The organism is Stenotrophomonas sp. TWI1149, assembly GCF_039673155.1.
GTDB lineage: Bacteria > Pseudomonadota > Gammaproteobacteria > Xanthomonadales > Xanthomonadaceae > Stenotrophomonas > Stenotrophomonas maltophilia_AA.
This window is the reverse complement of sequence record NZ_JBDJLB010000019.1, coordinates 35,787-51,538: the sequence shown is the minus strand read 5'-3', so window position 1 is coordinate 51,538 and position 15,752 is coordinate 35,787. Positions and strand designations below refer to the sequence as shown.

Here is a 15,752-nt window from a genome sequence, read left to right as displayed (position 1 = left end):
GCAAGTTGCAACGTGCTGCTCCCGCCTGAGGGCGGGAGTGGCATGGCGGGGTCGGCCTGTGCCCGCCCACTGCCTCTTGGCATCCCGGTCGAGTGCATCGCGTCACGCTGCGATCAGACTCCCGGTTCCTGTCCTGACTGTCCCGCCCCTTCGTCAGATCCTGCCCCTGCGGCCAGGTGCTTGACGGTTCCTCCCTGCCTCTCTTGCTAACCTGCTCCGCGGACGTCCACGGGAAGATGCAATGCGCGGTCTCGACTTCAGTTCCTGGCAGGCCATGCTCTCGACCCTGGTCGGCCTGGCGGTCATCACCCTGATCGGCGTCGGCATCCGGCTGCTGGTCATGCAGACCATGCAGCAGCGCCGCGAGCGCGAGAACCGGCAGATCAACGAGCGGCTGCGCACGCTGATCGCGGCTTACAAAGTGCTCGGGGGTTCATTCACCGGCACGCTTGATGTCGATCCACGCCATCGCCGGGACTTCCGCGCGCTGCCCGACGCAGGCGAAGACGGCGATGCATTGCACCTGCCGGCGGACGCGGAGATCGGCGGCGAGCGTGCGCGTCGCATCCGTGATGCGGTGGAAGCGGCCCTGTCGGACATCATCCTGCTGGGCACCGATGAGCAGGTGCGCCTGGCCGCGCACGCCGCCAACGAGATGGCCCAGGGCCGCCTCGTTCCCACCGCCGAACTGGTGGTGTCGCTGCGCGACTTCATCCGTCAGGCGCTGGATCTTGATCCCATCCCTGCCGCCGTCGTCATCCCGCGCCAAGGCCCGGCACGGCCGTCGGCCGGTGCGAAGGGCAAGGGCGATGCGGGTGACAAGGGCGGCGGTAAAGGCGGTGGGGGCGGTGGTGGTGCTGGTGGCGGGGGAATGGGCGGCGGATTCCAGAGCGACGAAGAATCCGCGCACCCACGCTGAGCGATGGCAGCGCCCCTCAGCTCTTGAGTTCCACCACCGGCACGAAGCCGCCGTAGATCATCCGCTTGCCGTCGAACGGCATCGGATTGTTCTCCGGGTTCATCTGCGGGTCTTCCATCATCTTCTGCATGCCGGCATCGCGCGTGGCCTTGTCCGGCCATTCGATCCAGGAAAACAGCACCGCCTCATCCTCCTTCGCTTCGACCGCCCGATGGAAGTCGGTCTGCTTGCCGTGCGGAACATCATCGCCCCAACACTCCACCACGCGCAGCGCACCGTGCTTGATGCAGATCGCATCGCCCATGCGGGCGTGCTCGAGGAATTTGTCTTTGTTCGCGGTCGGGACGGCCAGTACGAAACCATCGATATACGCCATGACAACGCTCCGGATGGCGCGCCAGGATGGGCGCCTTCAAGGCATACGACGAAACAGGGGGCGGAGTATCGACACTGCGCTTGAGGCCCTTTGCGGCGGGTGAACACCCTGGGCGGACCCGGGCGGACCATTCAGCGCGGCCCGGCCACCACCGGGCCGAGGGTCAAAGGGGTCAGAAAAATCCGAATCAGAGTGAGGAACTTCCTGATGGTTCAGCTGACGCATCCAGCCCATGATGGCGGTGCCGGGCAGGACGCCCCACGGCGCCCTGCGGTCCAACGCCCCACGGCACGGACCTCGGTGCATTCAGGAGGATGGACGCGTTAGCCGATTACTCCCCAAGAGCGGCTTCCCCAGCGCGTGACGCCCCGCAAGGGCACCGTCGTGACCAGAGTCCTTTCCCGCACGGCTCCCGTGCGTGGCCTTTCCCCCGCATCTGTTGCCCGCGTGACGATCGCGCGCTACGGGCATTCACGCCTTCATCGCCTGGAAAAAGCCACGCGCGTATGCCAGAGCGCGTCTGAACGCCGCCCCAAAATTCACTTTTGTGCAGGTGGTCAACTTCAGGGCGGGTTGTGTCGAATAACGGAGAATTTACATTCCCGATGCAGTCCGGCCTCCATGCCGGGTGCAAGTAGTCCAAGACATAAAGGTGTACCCCCATGAAGACTTCGTTGATTGCTCTGGCCCTGGCTGCCGCCCTCCCGTTCACCGCTTCGGCGGCTGAAGGCCTGTCCTACAACTACGCTGAAGCCGACTACGTCAAGACCGACGCAGATGGCGGCAAGGCCGATGGTTGGGGCGTGAAGGGTTCCTACGCCTTCCACCCGAACTTCCACGCCTTTGGTGAGTACAACCAGCAGAAGACCGACATCGGTGACTTCAAGATCGACCAGTGGCGCGTCGGCGTGGGCTACAACCAGGAAATCGGCAACAGCACCGACTTCGTGGGTCGCGTTGCCTACAACAAGTTCGACCCGAAGGAAGGCCTGGACTTCAACGGCTACAGCGCTGAAGCCGGTATCCGTACCGCGTTCGGCCAGCACGCCGAAGTCTATGCGATGGCCGGCTACGAGGATTACAGCAAGAAGCACGGCGTCAATCCGGATGGCCAGTTCTACGGCCGCCTGGGTGGCCAGGTGAAGTTGAACCAGAACTGGGGCATCAACGGCGACATCAAGATGGATCGCCACGGTGACAAGGAATGGTCGGTCGGCCCGCGCTTCAGCTGGTAATCCCAGCGTGACCGCATCGCCACGCGCCTGATCGGCGTGGCAGGAAAGGCCCGGCATTGCCGGGCCTTTTTCGTGGGCGCGGTTTCCGCGGGGAGAGGGATAATGAGGCACTGTCATGGAGATGCCTGATGTCCGAGTCCCCTGCGCTGCAGCAACCCCGCCTCGGTTGCGGTGCCGTCATCCAGCGCGCCGATGGCGCGATCCTGCTGGTCCAGCGCGGGCGTCAGCCCGAACAGGGCCACTGGGGCCTGCCCGGCGGCAAGGTCGATTGGATGGAGAAGGTCGAAGATGCCGTGGTGCGCGAAGTCCTGGAAGAAACCGGACTCGAGGTGACCGTCGAACGGCTGCTGTGCGTCGTGGATCACTTCGAACCGGCGCTGGGGCAGCACTGGGTGGCGCCGGTGTATGTCGTGCGCACGCGGGATGCGTCCATCGCGGCAGTGAAGGAACCGGAAGCGTTGCTTGCACTGGGCTGGTTCCCGCCGGATGCGCTGCCCGCGCCGCTGACCCTTTCTGCGCTGCGCGCGATGGCGCAGCTTTCGATGACTCCACCTTGATTGCAAGGCCCGGCAGTGCAGGACCTTGCCGGTTGAGGTGGTAGCGGGGCTACACCCGCCCAGCCAACAGCGCGGCACTTCGATCCAGCAGCATCCGCGTGGCCGGCGCCAACCCCAGCAGGTGCAGGCATGCGTGGATCATGCCGGGCAGGCGTTCGGAGGTCACCGCTACGCCCGCCTGGCGCAGGCGCGCGGCGTACTGTTCGCCTTCATCACGCAGCGGGTCGTACGCGCACACCAGCACCGTGGCCGGGGGCAGCCCGCGCAGGTCTTTCGCGCGCGCTGGCACGGCGTAGGCGTTGGCGTCGTCGCCGGGGTTGAGATACGCCTCCCAGCAGCGTTGCATCAACGCAGTCGTCAGGTAATGGCCCTCGCCGAAGCGCTGGTGGCTGTCGTGGTCGGTGACGGTGTCGAGTGCGGGATACAGCAGAAGCTGGTGATCGATGGTCGGCCCACCACGGTCGCGGGCAAGCAGCGCCACGGCCGCGGCCAGGTTGCCGCCGGCACTGTCGCCGCCCACCCCCAGCCGTGCCGGATCGATGTCGAGCGTGGCCGCGTGGCGGCTTGCCCAGCACAGGGCGGCGTACACGTCCTCCAGCGGGATCGGGAAGCGGTGTTCCGGTGCCAGCCGATAGTCCACCGACAGCACCACGCAACCGGTCGCGTTGGCGAGCGCCCGGCACGGGTTGTCGTAGACCGCCAGCGAACACTGGAACCAGCCGCCGCCATGGGCGAAGACCAGCCCCGCGCGCAGCTGGCCCCGCCGGTGTCCGGCGGGCCAGTAGGCACGCACGGCGACGGCCTGGCCGTCGCCGGTCTCCACGCTGAAATCGCGGACGGACTCGACGGCCTCCAATGGCCCGTGCAGGGTGGGCAGGGCCCTCTCGCTCGCGCTGCGCAATTCCGCCAGCGACATCCCTGCCACCGCCTCCGGCGGCGGCAGGGTGGACAGGAAGCGGGCGATGTCCGGGTCCAGGCTCATGCGGTGATTTCCGGCTGCAGGAACGGCAGCAGCTGCGCCAGGAACGCCTCCGGTGCTTCTTCCATGACGAAGTGGCCGCAGTCGGCGATCATCGTGCCGCGCAGGTCGCTGGCGTGCGCGCGCATGGTGTCCATCGGCATGTCGGCGGTGGCGTGCTCGGCGCCGATCGCCAGCACCGGCATGGCCAACGGGGTGAGCGCGCGCTGCCGGTTCTGCCGGATCGTCTCCGGGATCGCCCGGTAGTAGCCGAAGCCACCACTGAGCCCACCCGGTGCCGCGTACGCCCGGATGTAGACCTCGCTGGCGACCGCTTCGCGGCGATGCGCCCAGCGGTCGAACATGAAGGTCAGGTAGGCGCGCTCGCGGCCGGCGATCAACGCCTCGGGCAGGTCGCGCACCTGGTTGAACATGAAGTGCCACAGGAAAATGTTGTCTTCCGGTGCCACGAACACCGGCGGTGCATCGGCCAGGCCGGGGATCACCGCTTCGGTGATGGCCAGGCGCTGCACCGCCTGCGGCTGGTCGCTGGCCAGCGCGTAGGCCACCCACATGCCGACGTCATGGCCCACCACCTGGTAGCGCGCGTGGCCCAGCTGCTGCATCACCGCATGCAGCGTGGCGGCGATGTTGCCGGTGTCATAGCCCTGCGCAGGCGTATCCGAATCGCCCGTCCCCGGCGGATCCACGGCGATTGCCTGGAACCCCTGCGCGGCGAGTGCCTGCATGACATGGCGCCAGGCATACCAGGTCTGTGGCCAGCCGGGGATCAGCAGCACCGGCCGGCCTTCGCCGAGCAGGGCGCAATGCACGCTGCGCCCTTCGATACGCACGTGGCGGTGGCTGACGCCTTCAAGTTCCAGAATCATCAGAGGATCCCCAACATGCCGTGGATCTGCGCACGACTGACCGGTGCACCCGCGAAATCGTCGAAGATGCGGTCGGTGACCTTGATGATGTGCGCGTTGATGAAGGCTACGCCCTCGCGCGCGCCGTCTTCCTGGTTCTTCAGGCAGCACTCCCATTCCAGCGTGGCCCACCCGTCGTAGTCGTACTGGGCCAGCTTGGAGAAGATGCCCTTGAAGTCCACCTGCCCATCACCGAGCGAGCGGAAGCGACCGGCACGCTCGGTCCAGCCGCTGTAACCGCCGTAGATGCCCTGGCGCCCGCTGGGGTTGAACTCCGCGTCCTTGATATGAACCATGCCGATGAATCCGCGGTAGATATCCAGGAAGTCCAGGTAATTGAGCTGCTGCAGCACGAAGTGGCTGGGATCGAACAGGATCCGGCAGCGCCGGTGGCCACCGACGGCGGCATGGAAGCGCTCGAAGCTGGTGCCGTCGTGCAGGTCTTCGCTGGGATGGATCTCATAGCAGAGGTCCACGCCGTGGGCGTCGCACACCTCCAGGATCGGCAGCCAGCGCCGCGCCAGCTCCTCGAACGCGGCCTCGATCAAACCATCCGGGCGCTGCGGGAAGGGGAACAGGTAGGGCCAGGCGAACGAACCGGAGAAGGTGCCCATGCGGTCCAGGCCCAGGCGTTGCGAGGCCTGGGCGGCCAGCTTGATGCGCTCCACCGCCCACGCGCTGCGCGCGGCCGGATCGCCCTGCAGGTGCGCGGGAGCGAAGCTGTCGCACAGGGCGTCGTAGGCCGGGTGCACCGCCACCAGCTGGCCGAAGATGTGCGTGGTGAGTTCGCTGATCACCAGCCCGTGGCCGGCCAGCATCGCGATCATGTCATCGCAGTACTGCTGGCTGTGCGCGGCTTTCTCCACATCGAACAAGCGTTCGTCCCAGGCCGGGATCTGCAGGGCCTTGAAGCCCTGGCTGGCCGCCCAGGCGGCGATCGAGGGCAGGTCGTTGAACGGGGGTTGGTCTGCACTGAACTGGGCCAGGTGCAGGCTGGGGCCTTTGATGGTGCGCATCGGATGCCGCCTTATTGTTTGTCGAGTGACAAAGAATAGGCGCACGGATGATCCCGGTCAACGCCGGGTATCGTTAGAATCGCCGCAACGTTTCTTCCCGTAGTGATGCCCCATGGCCGGACGCCCGCGCGAATTCGACAAAGACCACGCCCTGAAGCAGGCCATGCTGCTGTTCTGGGCGCGTGGCTATGAAGGCACGTCGATGTCGGCGCTGGTGGAGGCGCTGGGCATCGCGTCGGCGCGGATCTACGCCGCCTTCGGCAGCAAGGAGCAGCTCTTCCGCGAGGCCGTGGCGTTGTACGAAGCCGGCGACGGCGGCTTCGCCGACCGTGCCCTGCGCGAGCAGGCGGTGCGCCCGGCAATCGAACGCATGCTGCATGACGCGGTACTCACCTACACCCGGCGTGGTCGCGCGCAGGGCTGCCTGGTCGTCTCGGCGGCGACCAGTACGGCACCGGAGAATGAAGCGGTGATGGACTGGCTGGCCGAACACCGCCGCCAGCGCACCCAGTCGATCATCGCCCGCCTGCAGCAGGCCGCCAGCGCAGGTGAGCTTGCCGACGGCGTGGACGTGCAGGCGCTCGGCGACTACTACGCCACCGTGCTGCATGGCATTTCGACCCAGGCCCGCGACGGCGTGGGGCGGGCGCGGTTGCTGGCGGCGGTGGCGCTGGCGATGCGCGCGCTGCCGACCCGGGACTGATCCCGGGCAGGGTCAACGCTTCGCGGCGGCGCTGTCGCCCCGCGCCACGGCCTCCACTTCCGCCAGGCTGGTGTTGGCGTAGTCGCCCGGGGTGGACATCGCCAACGCGCCATGCGCGGCGCCCAGGTCCACCGCCGCCTGCTCGCCCTTGCCGCTGAGCAGGGCATGCACCACGCCAGCCACGAAGGCATCGCCACCGCCGACGCGGTCGAGCAGGTCCACTTCGCGCGCGTCGGAGACATACAGCTGCGCCCGCGTGCGCATCGCACCCGCCCAGCCATGCCGGGCCGCCGTGGCGGCGTCGCGCAGGGTGAAGGCCACGGCCTGCAGCGTGGGGAACCGGGCCAGTGCACGCACCGCGGCGGCCTCGGCCGGGCCGACATCCATCGGCGTGTGGCGACGCCCGAGATCGCTCAGGTCCATGCCCAGGCACGCGGCGAACGAATACTCATCACCGATCAGCAGGTCGCACTCGGCAGCGATCGCGCAGTTGGCGTGGCGCGCGGCGTCCGGATCGGGATGGCTGTTCCAGAGGCTGGCGCGGTAGTTGAGGTCGTAGGAGACCGCCACACCGTGGCGCCGCGCGGCACGCACCGCCGTGATCGCCGTCTCCGCGCTGTGCTCGGACAGGGCGGCGAAGATTCCACCGGTGTGCAGCCAACGCACGCCGTGCTGGCCGAACAGCGCATCCCAGTCGAATGCCTCCGGCTGCAGCTGCGAGGCCGCCGAGTACGCGCGATCGGAGATGCCCAGCGGCGCACGTGCGCCGAAGCCGCGCTCGGTGAAGTTCAGCCCCATGCGCGTGTTGCGGCCGATGCCGTCGTAGTCACGCCAGACGATCTGGCCGGTATCCACGCCACCGGCCTGGATCAGCTGCCGGGCGAGCAGGCCGAGCTCATTGCGCGGCAGGGCGGTAAGCACGCCGGTGCGATGCTCGAAGGTGCTGCACAGGCCGCGCGCGACGTTGTATTCGCCGCCGCCTTCCCACACGGTGAACTGGCGCGTGCTGCGGATCCGGCCTTCGCCGGGATCGAAGCGCAGCATCACCTCGCCCAGCGCCAGTGCGTCCCAGCGCTGCCCGCTGTCAGGCGCAACCCGGAAGGTCTGGGCACTCATCGCGCCGGGCACCCGAGCAGGGCCAGATCGATGCCGTCGGCCATCCGCCGGTAGCCTTCATCGTTGGGATGCAGGTGGTCGCGGGTGATGTCCTCGGGCAGGTTCTCCGGGTTGGCCGGATCACGCAGGATCCGGTCGAAGTCGATCAGTCCATCGAAACCGCTGCGGCCGCCGCGCATCCAGGTGTTGAGCGTGGTGCGGGTGGCGGCGGCGATCGGCTCGTAGCGGTCCGAACCCCCGAAGGGGGTGATCGTGGCAGCGATCGGGCGGATGCCGTTACTGTGCAGGCGCTCCGCGATCTGCCGGTAGCCCAGCACCATGTCCTCGGCGTTGCGGCCGGCCACGGGCGGGGTTCCACCGTCGTGGCGGATGTCGTTGATGCCTTCGAACAGGATCACGCGGTCCACGTTCGGCAGCGCGATCACATCGCGGTCCAGCCGCGCCAGCGCGCTGTGGCTGCGGCCATGGTCCATCACCTTGTTGCCACTGATGCCGGCGTTGACCACCACCACCTGGTCCGGACAGGCCTGCTGCAGGCGGGCGGACAGCAGTGCGGGCCAGTCGCCGTTGCTGCCGCGGGTGGCAGTGGCGCCTTCGGTGATCGAGTCGCCGAGGGCGACCACCACGACAGGCTTGCGGGTACGTTCGGCCAGCACGGCGGAGACCACGTTCTGCCGGTAGGCGAGTTTGACTGCATCGCCCACGGTGGCAGCGCGGCCGTCGGCAATGCGCAGCGCGGTGCGGCGCACGGCAGGGCGGGTGGCATCCGGGAAGTACACGGTGAGCGAGACGTCGGCCAGCGCCGGTGCGGTGATCGCGACCGGGTCGCTGAGCAGGGCGGCGCCGACCGGCACCACGACATCGCCACGTCCATTGAAAGTGACCGGCTTGGCCGCGGTGGCGGTGCCGGTGAGATGGGCCGAGGCACTGCCGATATGCAGCGGTGCCTGGCCGAGTTCATTGCTGATGCGGAAGCGCAGGGCGCGGGCCGAACTGGCCAGGCGCATGTCCTGGCGTACGGTCTGGTTCGCGAACTGCACCGGGGCCTCGGGGGTGCCATCGAGACGGTCCGGGGCCGGCGAAGCGGTCCAGGCCGGCACCCAGACCTGGGCCTGGGCGGGCAGCGCCGCGGCGCTGGTGGCAAGTGCAAGAGAGAATGCAGTGATCCAGCGCAGCATGGCGGCCCTCCCAGGCGGTCAGCGGGTCAATCAGGAGAAGTAGGTGCCGCCGTTGACGTCGACGTTGGCACCGGTGATGAAACCGGCCGCATCCGACGCGAGGTACACGGCGGTATCGGCGGCTTCCTGCGGGCGGCCCTGGCGGCGCAGCGGCGTGTTGCCGGCCACCGCGGTGCGCACTTCCGGCTTGGTGAACTCGTCATGGAAGCGGGTGGCGATCATGCCGCAGCACAGCGCGTTGACGCGGATGCCGCGCGGCCCCAGCTCCTTCGCCATGGCACGGGTGAAGGTCATCACCGCGGCCTTGGCGGTGGCGTAGATCGCCGCGCCCGGGCCACCGCCATCGCGGCCGGCCTGCGAAGCGAAGTTCACGATCGCGCCGCCCTCGGGCATGTGCGGTACCACCGCATGCGTGGTCAGGTAGACCGAGCTCATGTTGAGGTCCATCACCTTGTGGAAGAACGCCTCGTCGATCTCGGCCAGCGGACGGCGCTGGACCATGCCACCGGCCACGTTCACCAGTACGTCGATCTGCGGGCCGAACGCGGCCTGGGTCGCGGCGACCATCGCCGCCACCGCCTTGGCATCGGTGACGTCGGCGCGATGCACGATCGCGGTACCGCCGGCGGCTTCGACCTGCTTGAGGGTCTCCTGCGCGCTGGCTTCGTCGTTGGCGTAGTTGATGCAGACCTTGGCACCGGCCGCGGCCAGCTTGAGCGAGATCTCGCGGCCGATGTCACGGCCGCCACCGGTGACGATCGCCACCTTGTCCTTGAATTGGGTCATGAAACACTCCTGTGATGCGTTGGGGGAAAGGGAAGAAGGGAACTCAGCGGCGCTCTACCGGGCCGTGGATTTTTTCCACGCGACCGGTGACCAGCCACAGCGCCAGCAGGGAGGCCGGCACCAGGGCCGCCACCAGGATGAAAATCGGTGCGTAGGATTCGTGGGTCATCGCCGGCACCAGCCAGGTGGTGATCAGCGTGCCGGCCACCGCGGCCATGCCGCCCAGGCCGGCGACCGAGCCGACCGACTTGCCACTGAAGATGTCGCCGGGCAGGGTCTGGATGTTGCCGATGGCGATCTGGAAGCCGAGCAGCACGAAGGCGATGGTGACGACCGCCCAGACCGGATCGGTGGCCAGCACCGCGCCGATCAGCGCTGGCGCCATGATCGCGCCGCCCAGGGTGATCACCACCTTGCGCGCCTTGTCCACGCTCCAGCCGGCGCCGATCAGGCGGCCGGACAACCAGCCGCCACCGAGGCTGCCGATCATCGCGCCGACGTAGGGCACCCAGGCGAAGATGCCGATCTGCTTGATGTCGAAACCAAAGGTGTCGGCCAGGTAGATCGGCAGCCACGACACGAACAGCCACCAGATCGGGTCCAGGAAGAACCGCGAGATCAGGATGCCCCAGGTCTGGCGGTGGCCCAGCAGCTGGCGCACGTTCGGTACGTACTCGGCGACCGGCACCGCAGGCTGCTCGGCCGGCGCATCCAGGATCAACGCACGCTCGGCCGCGCTCACCCACGGGTGCTTGTCCGGTCCGGCGCGGTAGATGATCAGCCACGGCAGCAGCCAGATGAAGCCGATCGCACCGATCAGGATGAACGTGCCGCGCCAGCCCAGCCACAGGAACAGCACGGCGATCAGCGGCGCGGAGATGATGGCGCCGATCGAGGCGCCGGCGTTGAACACGCCCTGCGCCAGCGCACGCTCACGCGCCGGGAACCACTCGGCATTGGCCTTGACCGCGCCCGGCCATGCACCGGCTTCGCTGATCCCGAGCATGGCACGCACGATGCTGAAGGACAGGATGGAGTGGGTGACCGAGTGCAGCGCGATCGAGACCGACCACACCGCGATCGACAGCGCGAAGCCCAGCCGCGTGCCGATGATGTCGAACAGGCGCCCGAACACGAACTGGCCGGCGGCGTAGAACAGCATGAACACCGTGACCAGCAGCGCGTAGTCCTCCTTGGTCGCGCCGACATCCTGCGAAATCTGCGGCCACATCACGGCCAACGCGTTGCGGTCGATGTAGTTGATCACCGTGGCCACGGCGATCAGCGCCACGATCAGCCAACGGACATAGGTGCGGGCCTGCGTGGTGACTTTCATTTGCCGTCCTTGCCCGTGCTGGTATCGAAGCGCTTCCAGCCGCCGTCCCAGCGCCAGCTGTGTCCGCCGCCGCTGACTTCATGTGCGCCACCCTTGGCCGGGTCATCGGCGATGCCCAGCGCCAGGCGCTTGCCACCGGCCAGGTCGAGCACCAGCACGTCCGCATCCTTGCCGCGGTAGTGGGTGAGACGGTCGATGCGGCTGTTGGCGCCGCGCACGGTTTCGGCGGTGCCGTCGTACTGGCCGTGCGGTTCGAGCACGCCGTAGAACGTGGTGTCAGCCTGGCCATCCACGCGCTGCAGCAGCATCGGCTCGCGGCGCAGGTTGAACGAGGGATCGTTCGCACCGCTCTCGCCGATCAACGCGCGCGAGGGTGCAGTGCTGGCGAACCGGTACGTATAGAAGCGGCCGTCGAGCAGCCAGGTCAGGCTGCGCGCCTCGCTGGTCGGCTCGCTGGCCGCATCGATCCACACATGCTGGTAGCCGTTGGCCTTGCCCAGCACCGGACGCGAGGCAACCGCGGACTGGCTCTTGAAGCCCACGTCCATGATGTGTCCATTGAAGTGCAGCGGCAGGTCATAGCGCGCGGCCTGGGTGCCGGTGACGCGCAGCAGATCCAGCACCACCGGCTCGCCCAGCGCAGGATGCGAGAGCAGCGCCTGGGTGCGGGTGAAGCTGACGCCGTCATAGGCCCCCTCCATCCGCGCCGAAGCGATCTGGGTGTCGTCGCTGACCGCGAACAGCAGCGGGGTCGGTGCCAGTGGCTGGCCCTTCTTCCAGTCGCCACCGAAGTGGCTCTGCTCGTTCACCACCAGCGTGTTGTGCGCGATGGTCTGCCGTGCCCAGCTGGCGTTCTCCGGCAGGTAGATGCCGCCGGCCTTCGCCTCGATGTTGAGGAAGCGCGCGGCGCCGTAGTCGGTGACCACGCGCTGGCCGTTGTCGTAGAACAACCAGTTGAGCTTGTCGAAGTGGCCGTGGCCCATGCCCTGCTTGGTGTTCTTCATCACCAGCGCCTGGCCGTCCTCGCCGCCCATGCGCAGGATCGCCAGCGCGCCTTCAGTGCCGTCCGGGCCGTCACGCAGCAGGGTGGGGACGAAGGCGAATGGCTTGGCCTTGTTCCCGGCCAGCGCCTGGGCCACCTGCAGGCCCTCCGGCGAGAGCAGCACGCGCTTCTGCGTCTGGGCCACGGAGAGCAGGCGGGCATCGCCGGTCTGCGCGTACGCGATATCGATGCCGGCCACCAGTTCCTCGGTGTCCAGGCCCTTGTCGAGGATGGCGTCGTTGATCGGGAAGAAGTAGCCGCCGTAGCTGCTCTGCACCAGCGCATCCACGGCCTTGAGCAGCACGCCGTCGCGGCGCTTGAAGATGCCGCGCTGCGGTTCGTTGCGCTCGATGGCGTTGGCGAACAGGATGAACGGGGCCAGCGCATACCGCTGGTAGTACGGGCCTTCTTCGTAATAGCCGTCCGGCGAGAACAGCTGATCGACCTGTTTCAGGAAGCCGGCGCTGCCATCGCGTTTGCTGCCCTGCAGGGCTTTGTCGACGTAGCCGGTATCGCGCAGGACGTAGCCGGTCATGCCCACGGCAGCGACAGCCCAGGTGGCGTGGTTGTGGATCTTGTCGAAGTTCTCCGGCGTGCCGGACAGGAAATCGGCCATCGCGCGGAACACATGCGTATCGATGGTCTCGCGGTCGGCGGCACTGAGCGTGTCGCGGATCGCGTCGTAACCCTGCGCGGCGCTGACCAGCCAGACCGAATCGTTGAGGGTCTGCCAGAACAACCGGCCGGGGATCTGGCCGCGGCCCTGCGGGTGCGCGCCCAGGCCCGGGTAGAGCTTGGCGTAGCCCAGCAGCAGGTCGCGGGCGAAGGTGGCATACGCCTTGTCACCGGTCAGGCGGTACAGCGCGCCGGCCGCCTGGATGGCCTGGTAATTGCGCTTGTGCTGTTCGTGGGTGTAGCCGCCGCCCTTGTCCTTGGGCACCGGCACGTCGATGCCGGCCGTCATCATCGCGCGCACGCGCTGCTCCGCCCGCTGCTGTTCCCTGGCGAACAGCGGCGAGCGCGCGCCCTCGGCCCGCATCTGCGTCCACTGCGCGGCAGTGACCAGCACCGGCGCGGTGGCAGCGTCGGCGGGCGCCTGCCGGGCGGCGGGTGCGGCCTGCGCAGCGGGCAATGCGGCCCCGCCAAGCGTGGCGGCGAGCAGCAGCATCAGGGGCGGGGCGTGATTCATGGCAGGGCCTCAACAGGGGTATCGGACAGCAACGGCGCGGTGGCCGTCAGCGGGTTGTCGCCCATGCGCAGGGTGGGTTCCCCGACGCGATGGCTGAAACGGATGCGGCCGCTGCGGTCGAAGCGGTTGTCGCGGATGCTGGCGAACTGCACGCCATGCAGGCGCAGGCTGGTGTCATCTGCCACGCCCACCTGCTCGAACTGGTTGCCGCGCACCTGCAGCGCCGGGCCGAAGGTGCTTTCGTCGGTGCCGCCGCGATACAGGTTCAACACCGGTCCGCCGATGCGGCGGAAGCGGGAATCCAGCAGATCGACCTGCTCGGCGTTGTAGGTGCCGAGGTCATCGGTCTCGGCGGCCGCGGCGATCACGCTGCCGCTGACGTCCTCCACCGTGACGTTCGATAGCGCGATCCGCGCGGCCAGGCTGCCCTTGCCGGTGGCGATCACGTCGAAGGCCTTGTTGGCGGTCAGCCCGTGTACGCGGCTGTCTTCGACAAGCAACGTGTAGTTGAAGGCCTGGCTGCCGGGCGGCACGCGGATCACTGCGTTGCCGGCGGCGTCCGGTGCGAGCGCGCCGTCGATGTCCAGCCGCGCCAGGCGCAGCGAACCGCCCGCGCCGATCTCGAACAGGCTCGGCCGCGAGAACTGCACGCTGGCCTGGCCGCGCGCGGGGCCGAGCACGCTGAGCGGATGATCCACCGCCAGCACCTGGCTCACCGTATAGCGGCCGCGCTGCAGCTGCAGCCGGTCGCCGGGAGCGCTGGCGGCCACGGCGGCGGTCAACGTGTCCTCGCCCGGTGCGACCTGGCGCACGGCGCCACTATCCAGTGCGGTGGCCGGCAGGGTCTTGGGGTACCAGTCCACGCCGACCTGGTCGCGCGCGATCGGGGCCAAGTCGCGCGGGGCGCCGGCGTCGACCGCAGTGGTGGGGTAAAAAAGGCCGTTGGCCGCGCGCTGCAGGGTCAGGGACTGAGCGCGGACACCGCCGGGGAAGCCGGCTGACACGGCAGGGCTCTGCACGTTGCCGGCGAAGGTGATGCCGGAGAGGTCACCCTGCGTGCGCAGCAGATCGCGTTTCCCATCGCCGATGAACAGGTTGCCGGCGATGCGGCTGTTCACCGGCATCGCATTGCGCTCCTCATCCAGCCCCGCGCCCAGCAGCAGGGTGCCGACCTGGATGAAGCTGTTGCGTTCGATCACCGCATGGTCGATCTGCTCGTAGCGGTTCAATGGCGCGTCGTGCGTACCGGCCATCACGCTCAGGGCCGCGGCGAAGTTGTCGCCGGCGATGCCTTCGAAGTAGTTGTCGCGCACGGTCTGGTTGCGGTTGATCACGCGCACCCCGCCGGTATGCGCCTTGCCATGGCCGAGGAACATATTGCGCTCGACCAGATTGCCATGGCCGTGGCGCAGCACCAGTGAGCCGCGCGAGTCCTGGAAGACGTTGCCGCGGTACGTGTTGCCACCGGACTTGTTGGAGACGATCTCGACCTCGCCATCGCACTGCTCGAACCAGTTGTTCTCCACCACGGTGCGCGAATCGGACTGCGAATCGTGGCTGGTGCCGATGCGCATCGTCTCGCCGCCGTTGGAGCCCAGGTTGGGGCGCGGGCCGAACCAGTTGTGGTCGATGCGGTGTTGGTTGTCCTGGCCGCTGGTGGCGTTGCGCACCACCACCAGGGTGGTGCCCGCATTGGTCTTGCCCACCAGCTGGTTGTGGTCGAAGCGGTTGTGCTGGCCGTAGAGCGCCACCCAGTGATCGGACTGCTGGCGGTCGGGCTTGTTGTAGCGGTCGATCACGATCCCGGTGACCCGGCTGTGGTCGGCCCACTCGCTGGCCGACCGCCGGAAGGAGATCACTTCACCGCCGGGTGCCCAGCCATCGCGGAACACAAGGTTGGAGACCTCCAGATGCGCGCCGGCCAACCGCAGCTGGGACTGGCCGCTGAGAATCACCTTGCCGGGGGTCTGCGCCGTCAACTTAATTGGTTGACCAATTTTGCCGATACCCCGGAAAAGCAGGTCGACGTCGCGCCAGACGCCATCCGCCAGGACCACCGTATCGCCGGGGGCGAGGGTGCGTACCGCAGTGGCGTATGCAGCAGCATCGCGCACCAGGTAATCGGCCGCCACGGCAGGGAACGTCGCCAGCGACAGGCTCACCAGCAGGGCCTTGGCCATGGGGCGCAGCGCCAACGGCGCGTGCGAGTGTTGCAAAGTCACGGGTTACCCTCCCAGATGAACCGTAGCGACCAACGCGAGCCACGATCCTAACAGGTTGCCGGACATGCACGTCAACCACAATCGCATACCACTTTAGGTGCATGTGGTATGCTATTTGCGCATTTTTCTGCTGCGTCCGCACATTAAATCCGTGCAAAGTGGTCTGGGCGGTAGTGCGGGGTAGACTTTA

14 protein-coding genes are annotated in these 15,752 nt (G+C 67.8%); 4 read left to right on the top strand and 10 right to left on the bottom strand.

Features of this window, described 5'->3' with window-relative positions:
* Window positions 1-241 precede the first annotated feature (241 nt).
* On the top strand, window positions 242-919 hold the full coding sequence (locus ABE424_RS18580; RefSeq protein WP_346492581.1) for a hypothetical protein: 678 nt from the start codon (window positions 242-244) through the stop codon (window positions 917-919).
* A gap of 16 nt (window positions 920-935) precedes the next feature.
* Here the strand turns inward: ABE424_RS18580 and ABE424_RS18575 are convergent, their stop codons facing one another.
* A complete protein-coding gene (locus ABE424_RS18575; RefSeq protein WP_346478414.1) occupies window positions 936-1,295 on the bottom strand; it encodes a DUF1428 domain-containing protein in 360 nt (119 codons plus the stop codon).
* 662 nt (window positions 1,296-1,957) lie between these two features.
* Between ABE424_RS18575 and ABE424_RS18570 the strand changes: the two genes are divergently transcribed.
* Together ABE424_RS18570 and ABE424_RS18565 are read left to right on the top strand one after the other, a co-directional pair.
* On the top strand, window positions 1,958-2,530 hold the full coding sequence (locus ABE424_RS18570) for an Ax21 family protein (RefSeq protein ID WP_176990938.1): 573 nt from the start codon (window positions 1,958-1,960) through the stop codon (window positions 2,528-2,530).
* Between the two features lie 128 nt (window positions 2,531-2,658).
* Window positions 2,659-3,087 carry an NUDIX domain-containing protein gene (locus tag ABE424_RS18565; protein ID WP_346478413.1) on the top strand — a complete coding sequence of 143 codons (429 nt, stop codon included), beginning with the start codon at window positions 2,659-2,661 and terminating at the stop codon, window positions 3,085-3,087.
* A 49-nt stretch (window positions 3,088-3,136) separates the two neighbouring features.
* Here the strand turns inward: ABE424_RS18565 and ABE424_RS18560 are convergent, their stop codons facing one another.
* From ABE424_RS18560 to ABE424_RS18550, 3 genes are read right to left on the bottom strand one after another with little or no spacing between them, the layout of a single operon-like run.
* The gene (locus ABE424_RS18560; RefSeq protein ID WP_346492580.1) at window positions 3,137-4,069 is read right to left on the bottom strand and encodes an alpha/beta hydrolase; all 933 of its coding nucleotides are present in this window, start codon (window positions 4,067-4,069) and stop codon (window positions 3,137-3,139) included.
* On the bottom strand, window positions 4,066-4,935 hold the full coding sequence (locus tag ABE424_RS18555; RefSeq protein WP_346492579.1) for an alpha/beta hydrolase: 870 nt from the start codon (window positions 4,933-4,935) through the stop codon (window positions 4,066-4,068). The genes ABE424_RS18560 and ABE424_RS18555 overlap by 4 nt, the downstream gene beginning before the upstream one ends.
* Window positions 4,935-5,990 carry a sugar phosphate isomerase/epimerase family protein gene (locus tag ABE424_RS18550; RefSeq protein ID WP_346492578.1) on the bottom strand — a complete coding sequence of 352 codons (1,056 nt, stop codon included), beginning with the start codon at window positions 5,988-5,990 and terminating at the stop codon, window positions 4,935-4,937. The genes ABE424_RS18555 and ABE424_RS18550 overlap by 1 nt, the downstream gene beginning before the upstream one ends.
* A gap of 112 nt (window positions 5,991-6,102) precedes the next feature.
* On the opposite strand from ABE424_RS18550, the gene ABE424_RS18545 reads away from it, so the two are divergent.
* Window positions 6,103-6,693, top strand: a complete 591-nt coding sequence (locus ABE424_RS18545; RefSeq protein WP_346492577.1) for a helix-turn-helix domain-containing protein — start codon at window positions 6,103-6,105, stop codon at window positions 6,691-6,693.
* A 12-nt stretch (window positions 6,694-6,705) separates the two neighbouring features.
* Here the strand turns inward: ABE424_RS18545 and ABE424_RS18540 are convergent, their stop codons facing one another.
* From ABE424_RS18540 to ABE424_RS18515, 6 genes are read right to left on the bottom strand one after another with little or no spacing between them, the layout of a single operon-like run.
* Complete coding sequence (locus ABE424_RS18540; RefSeq protein ID WP_346492576.1) at window positions 6,706-7,809, bottom strand: sugar kinase; 1,104 nt, start codon at window positions 7,807-7,809, stop codon at window positions 6,706-6,708.
* The gene (locus tag ABE424_RS18535; protein WP_346488307.1) at window positions 7,806-8,987 is read right to left on the bottom strand and encodes a GDSL-type esterase/lipase family protein; all 1,182 of its coding nucleotides are present in this window, start codon (window positions 8,985-8,987) and stop codon (window positions 7,806-7,808) included. The genes ABE424_RS18540 and ABE424_RS18535 overlap by 4 nt, the downstream gene beginning before the upstream one ends.
* Window positions 8,988-9,017: 30 nt before the next feature.
* On the bottom strand, window positions 9,018-9,773 hold the full coding sequence (locus ABE424_RS18530) for a glucose 1-dehydrogenase (protein WP_019185567.1): 756 nt from the start codon (window positions 9,771-9,773) through the stop codon (window positions 9,018-9,020).
* 43 nt (window positions 9,774-9,816) lie between these two features.
* Entirely contained in the window at window positions 9,817-11,109 is a 1,293-nt protein-coding gene (locus ABE424_RS18525) for an MFS transporter (RefSeq protein WP_346488306.1), read from the bottom strand.
* Window positions 11,106-13,319: an oligoalginate lyase gene (locus tag ABE424_RS18520; RefSeq protein ID WP_346492594.1), complete on the bottom strand. Its 2,214-nt coding sequence runs from the start codon at window positions 13,317-13,319 to the stop codon at window positions 11,106-11,108. Before ABE424_RS18520 ends, ABE424_RS18525 begins: the two co-directional genes overlap by 4 nt.
* Window positions 13,320-13,336: 17 nt before the next feature.
* Window positions 13,337-15,562: a polysaccharide lyase 6 family protein gene (locus ABE424_RS18515; protein WP_346492575.1), complete on the bottom strand. Its 2,226-nt coding sequence runs from the start codon at window positions 15,560-15,562 to the stop codon at window positions 13,337-13,339.
* Between the last annotated feature and the right edge of the window lie 190 nt (window positions 15,563-15,752).

What these genes read in the sequence shown, in the direction of transcription:
- ABE424_RS18535 (WP_346488307.1), bottom strand. Translation starts at nt 8,987, where the DNA reads ATGCTGCGCTGGATCACTGCATTCTCTCTTGCACTTGCCACCAGCGCC.
- ABE424_RS18525 (WP_346488306.1), bottom strand. Translation starts at nt 11,109, where the DNA reads ATGAAAGTCACCACGCAGGCCCGCACCTATGTCCGTTGGCTGATCGTG.
- ABE424_RS18530 (WP_019185567.1), bottom strand. Translation starts at nt 9,773, where the DNA reads ATGACCCAATTCAAGGACAAGGTGGCGATCGTCACCGGTGGCGGCCGT.
- ABE424_RS18580 (WP_346492581.1), top strand. Translation starts at nt 242, where the DNA reads ATGCGCGGTCTCGACTTCAGTTCCTGGCAGGCCATGCTCTCGACCCTG.
- ABE424_RS18575 (WP_346478414.1), bottom strand. Translation starts at nt 1,295, where the DNA reads ATGGCGTATATCGATGGTTTCGTACTGGCCGTCCCGACCGCGAACAAA.
- ABE424_RS18555 (WP_346492579.1), bottom strand. Translation starts at nt 4,935, where the DNA reads ATGATTCTGGAACTTGAAGGCGTCAGCCACCGCCACGTGCGTATCGAA.
- ABE424_RS18545 (WP_346492577.1), top strand. Translation starts at nt 6,103, where the DNA reads ATGGCCGGACGCCCGCGCGAATTCGACAAAGACCACGCCCTGAAGCAG.
- ABE424_RS18560 (WP_346492580.1), bottom strand. Translation starts at nt 4,069, where the DNA reads ATGAGCCTGGACCCGGACATCGCCCGCTTCCTGTCCACCCTGCCGCCG.
- ABE424_RS18540 (WP_346492576.1), bottom strand. Translation starts at nt 7,809, where the DNA reads ATGAGTGCCCAGACCTTCCGGGTTGCGCCTGACAGCGGGCAGCGCTGG.
- ABE424_RS18520 (WP_346492594.1), bottom strand. Translation starts at nt 13,319, where the DNA reads ATGCTGCTGCTCGCCGCCACGCTTGGCGGGGCCGCATTGCCCGCTGCG.
- ABE424_RS18570 (WP_176990938.1), top strand. Translation starts at nt 1,958, where the DNA reads ATGAAGACTTCGTTGATTGCTCTGGCCCTGGCTGCCGCCCTCCCGTTC.
- ABE424_RS18565 (WP_346478413.1), top strand. Translation starts at nt 2,659, where the DNA reads ATGTCCGAGTCCCCTGCGCTGCAGCAACCCCGCCTCGGTTGCGGTGCC.
- ABE424_RS18550 (WP_346492578.1), bottom strand. Translation starts at nt 5,990, where the DNA reads ATGCGCACCATCAAAGGCCCCAGCCTGCACCTGGCCCAGTTCAGTGCA.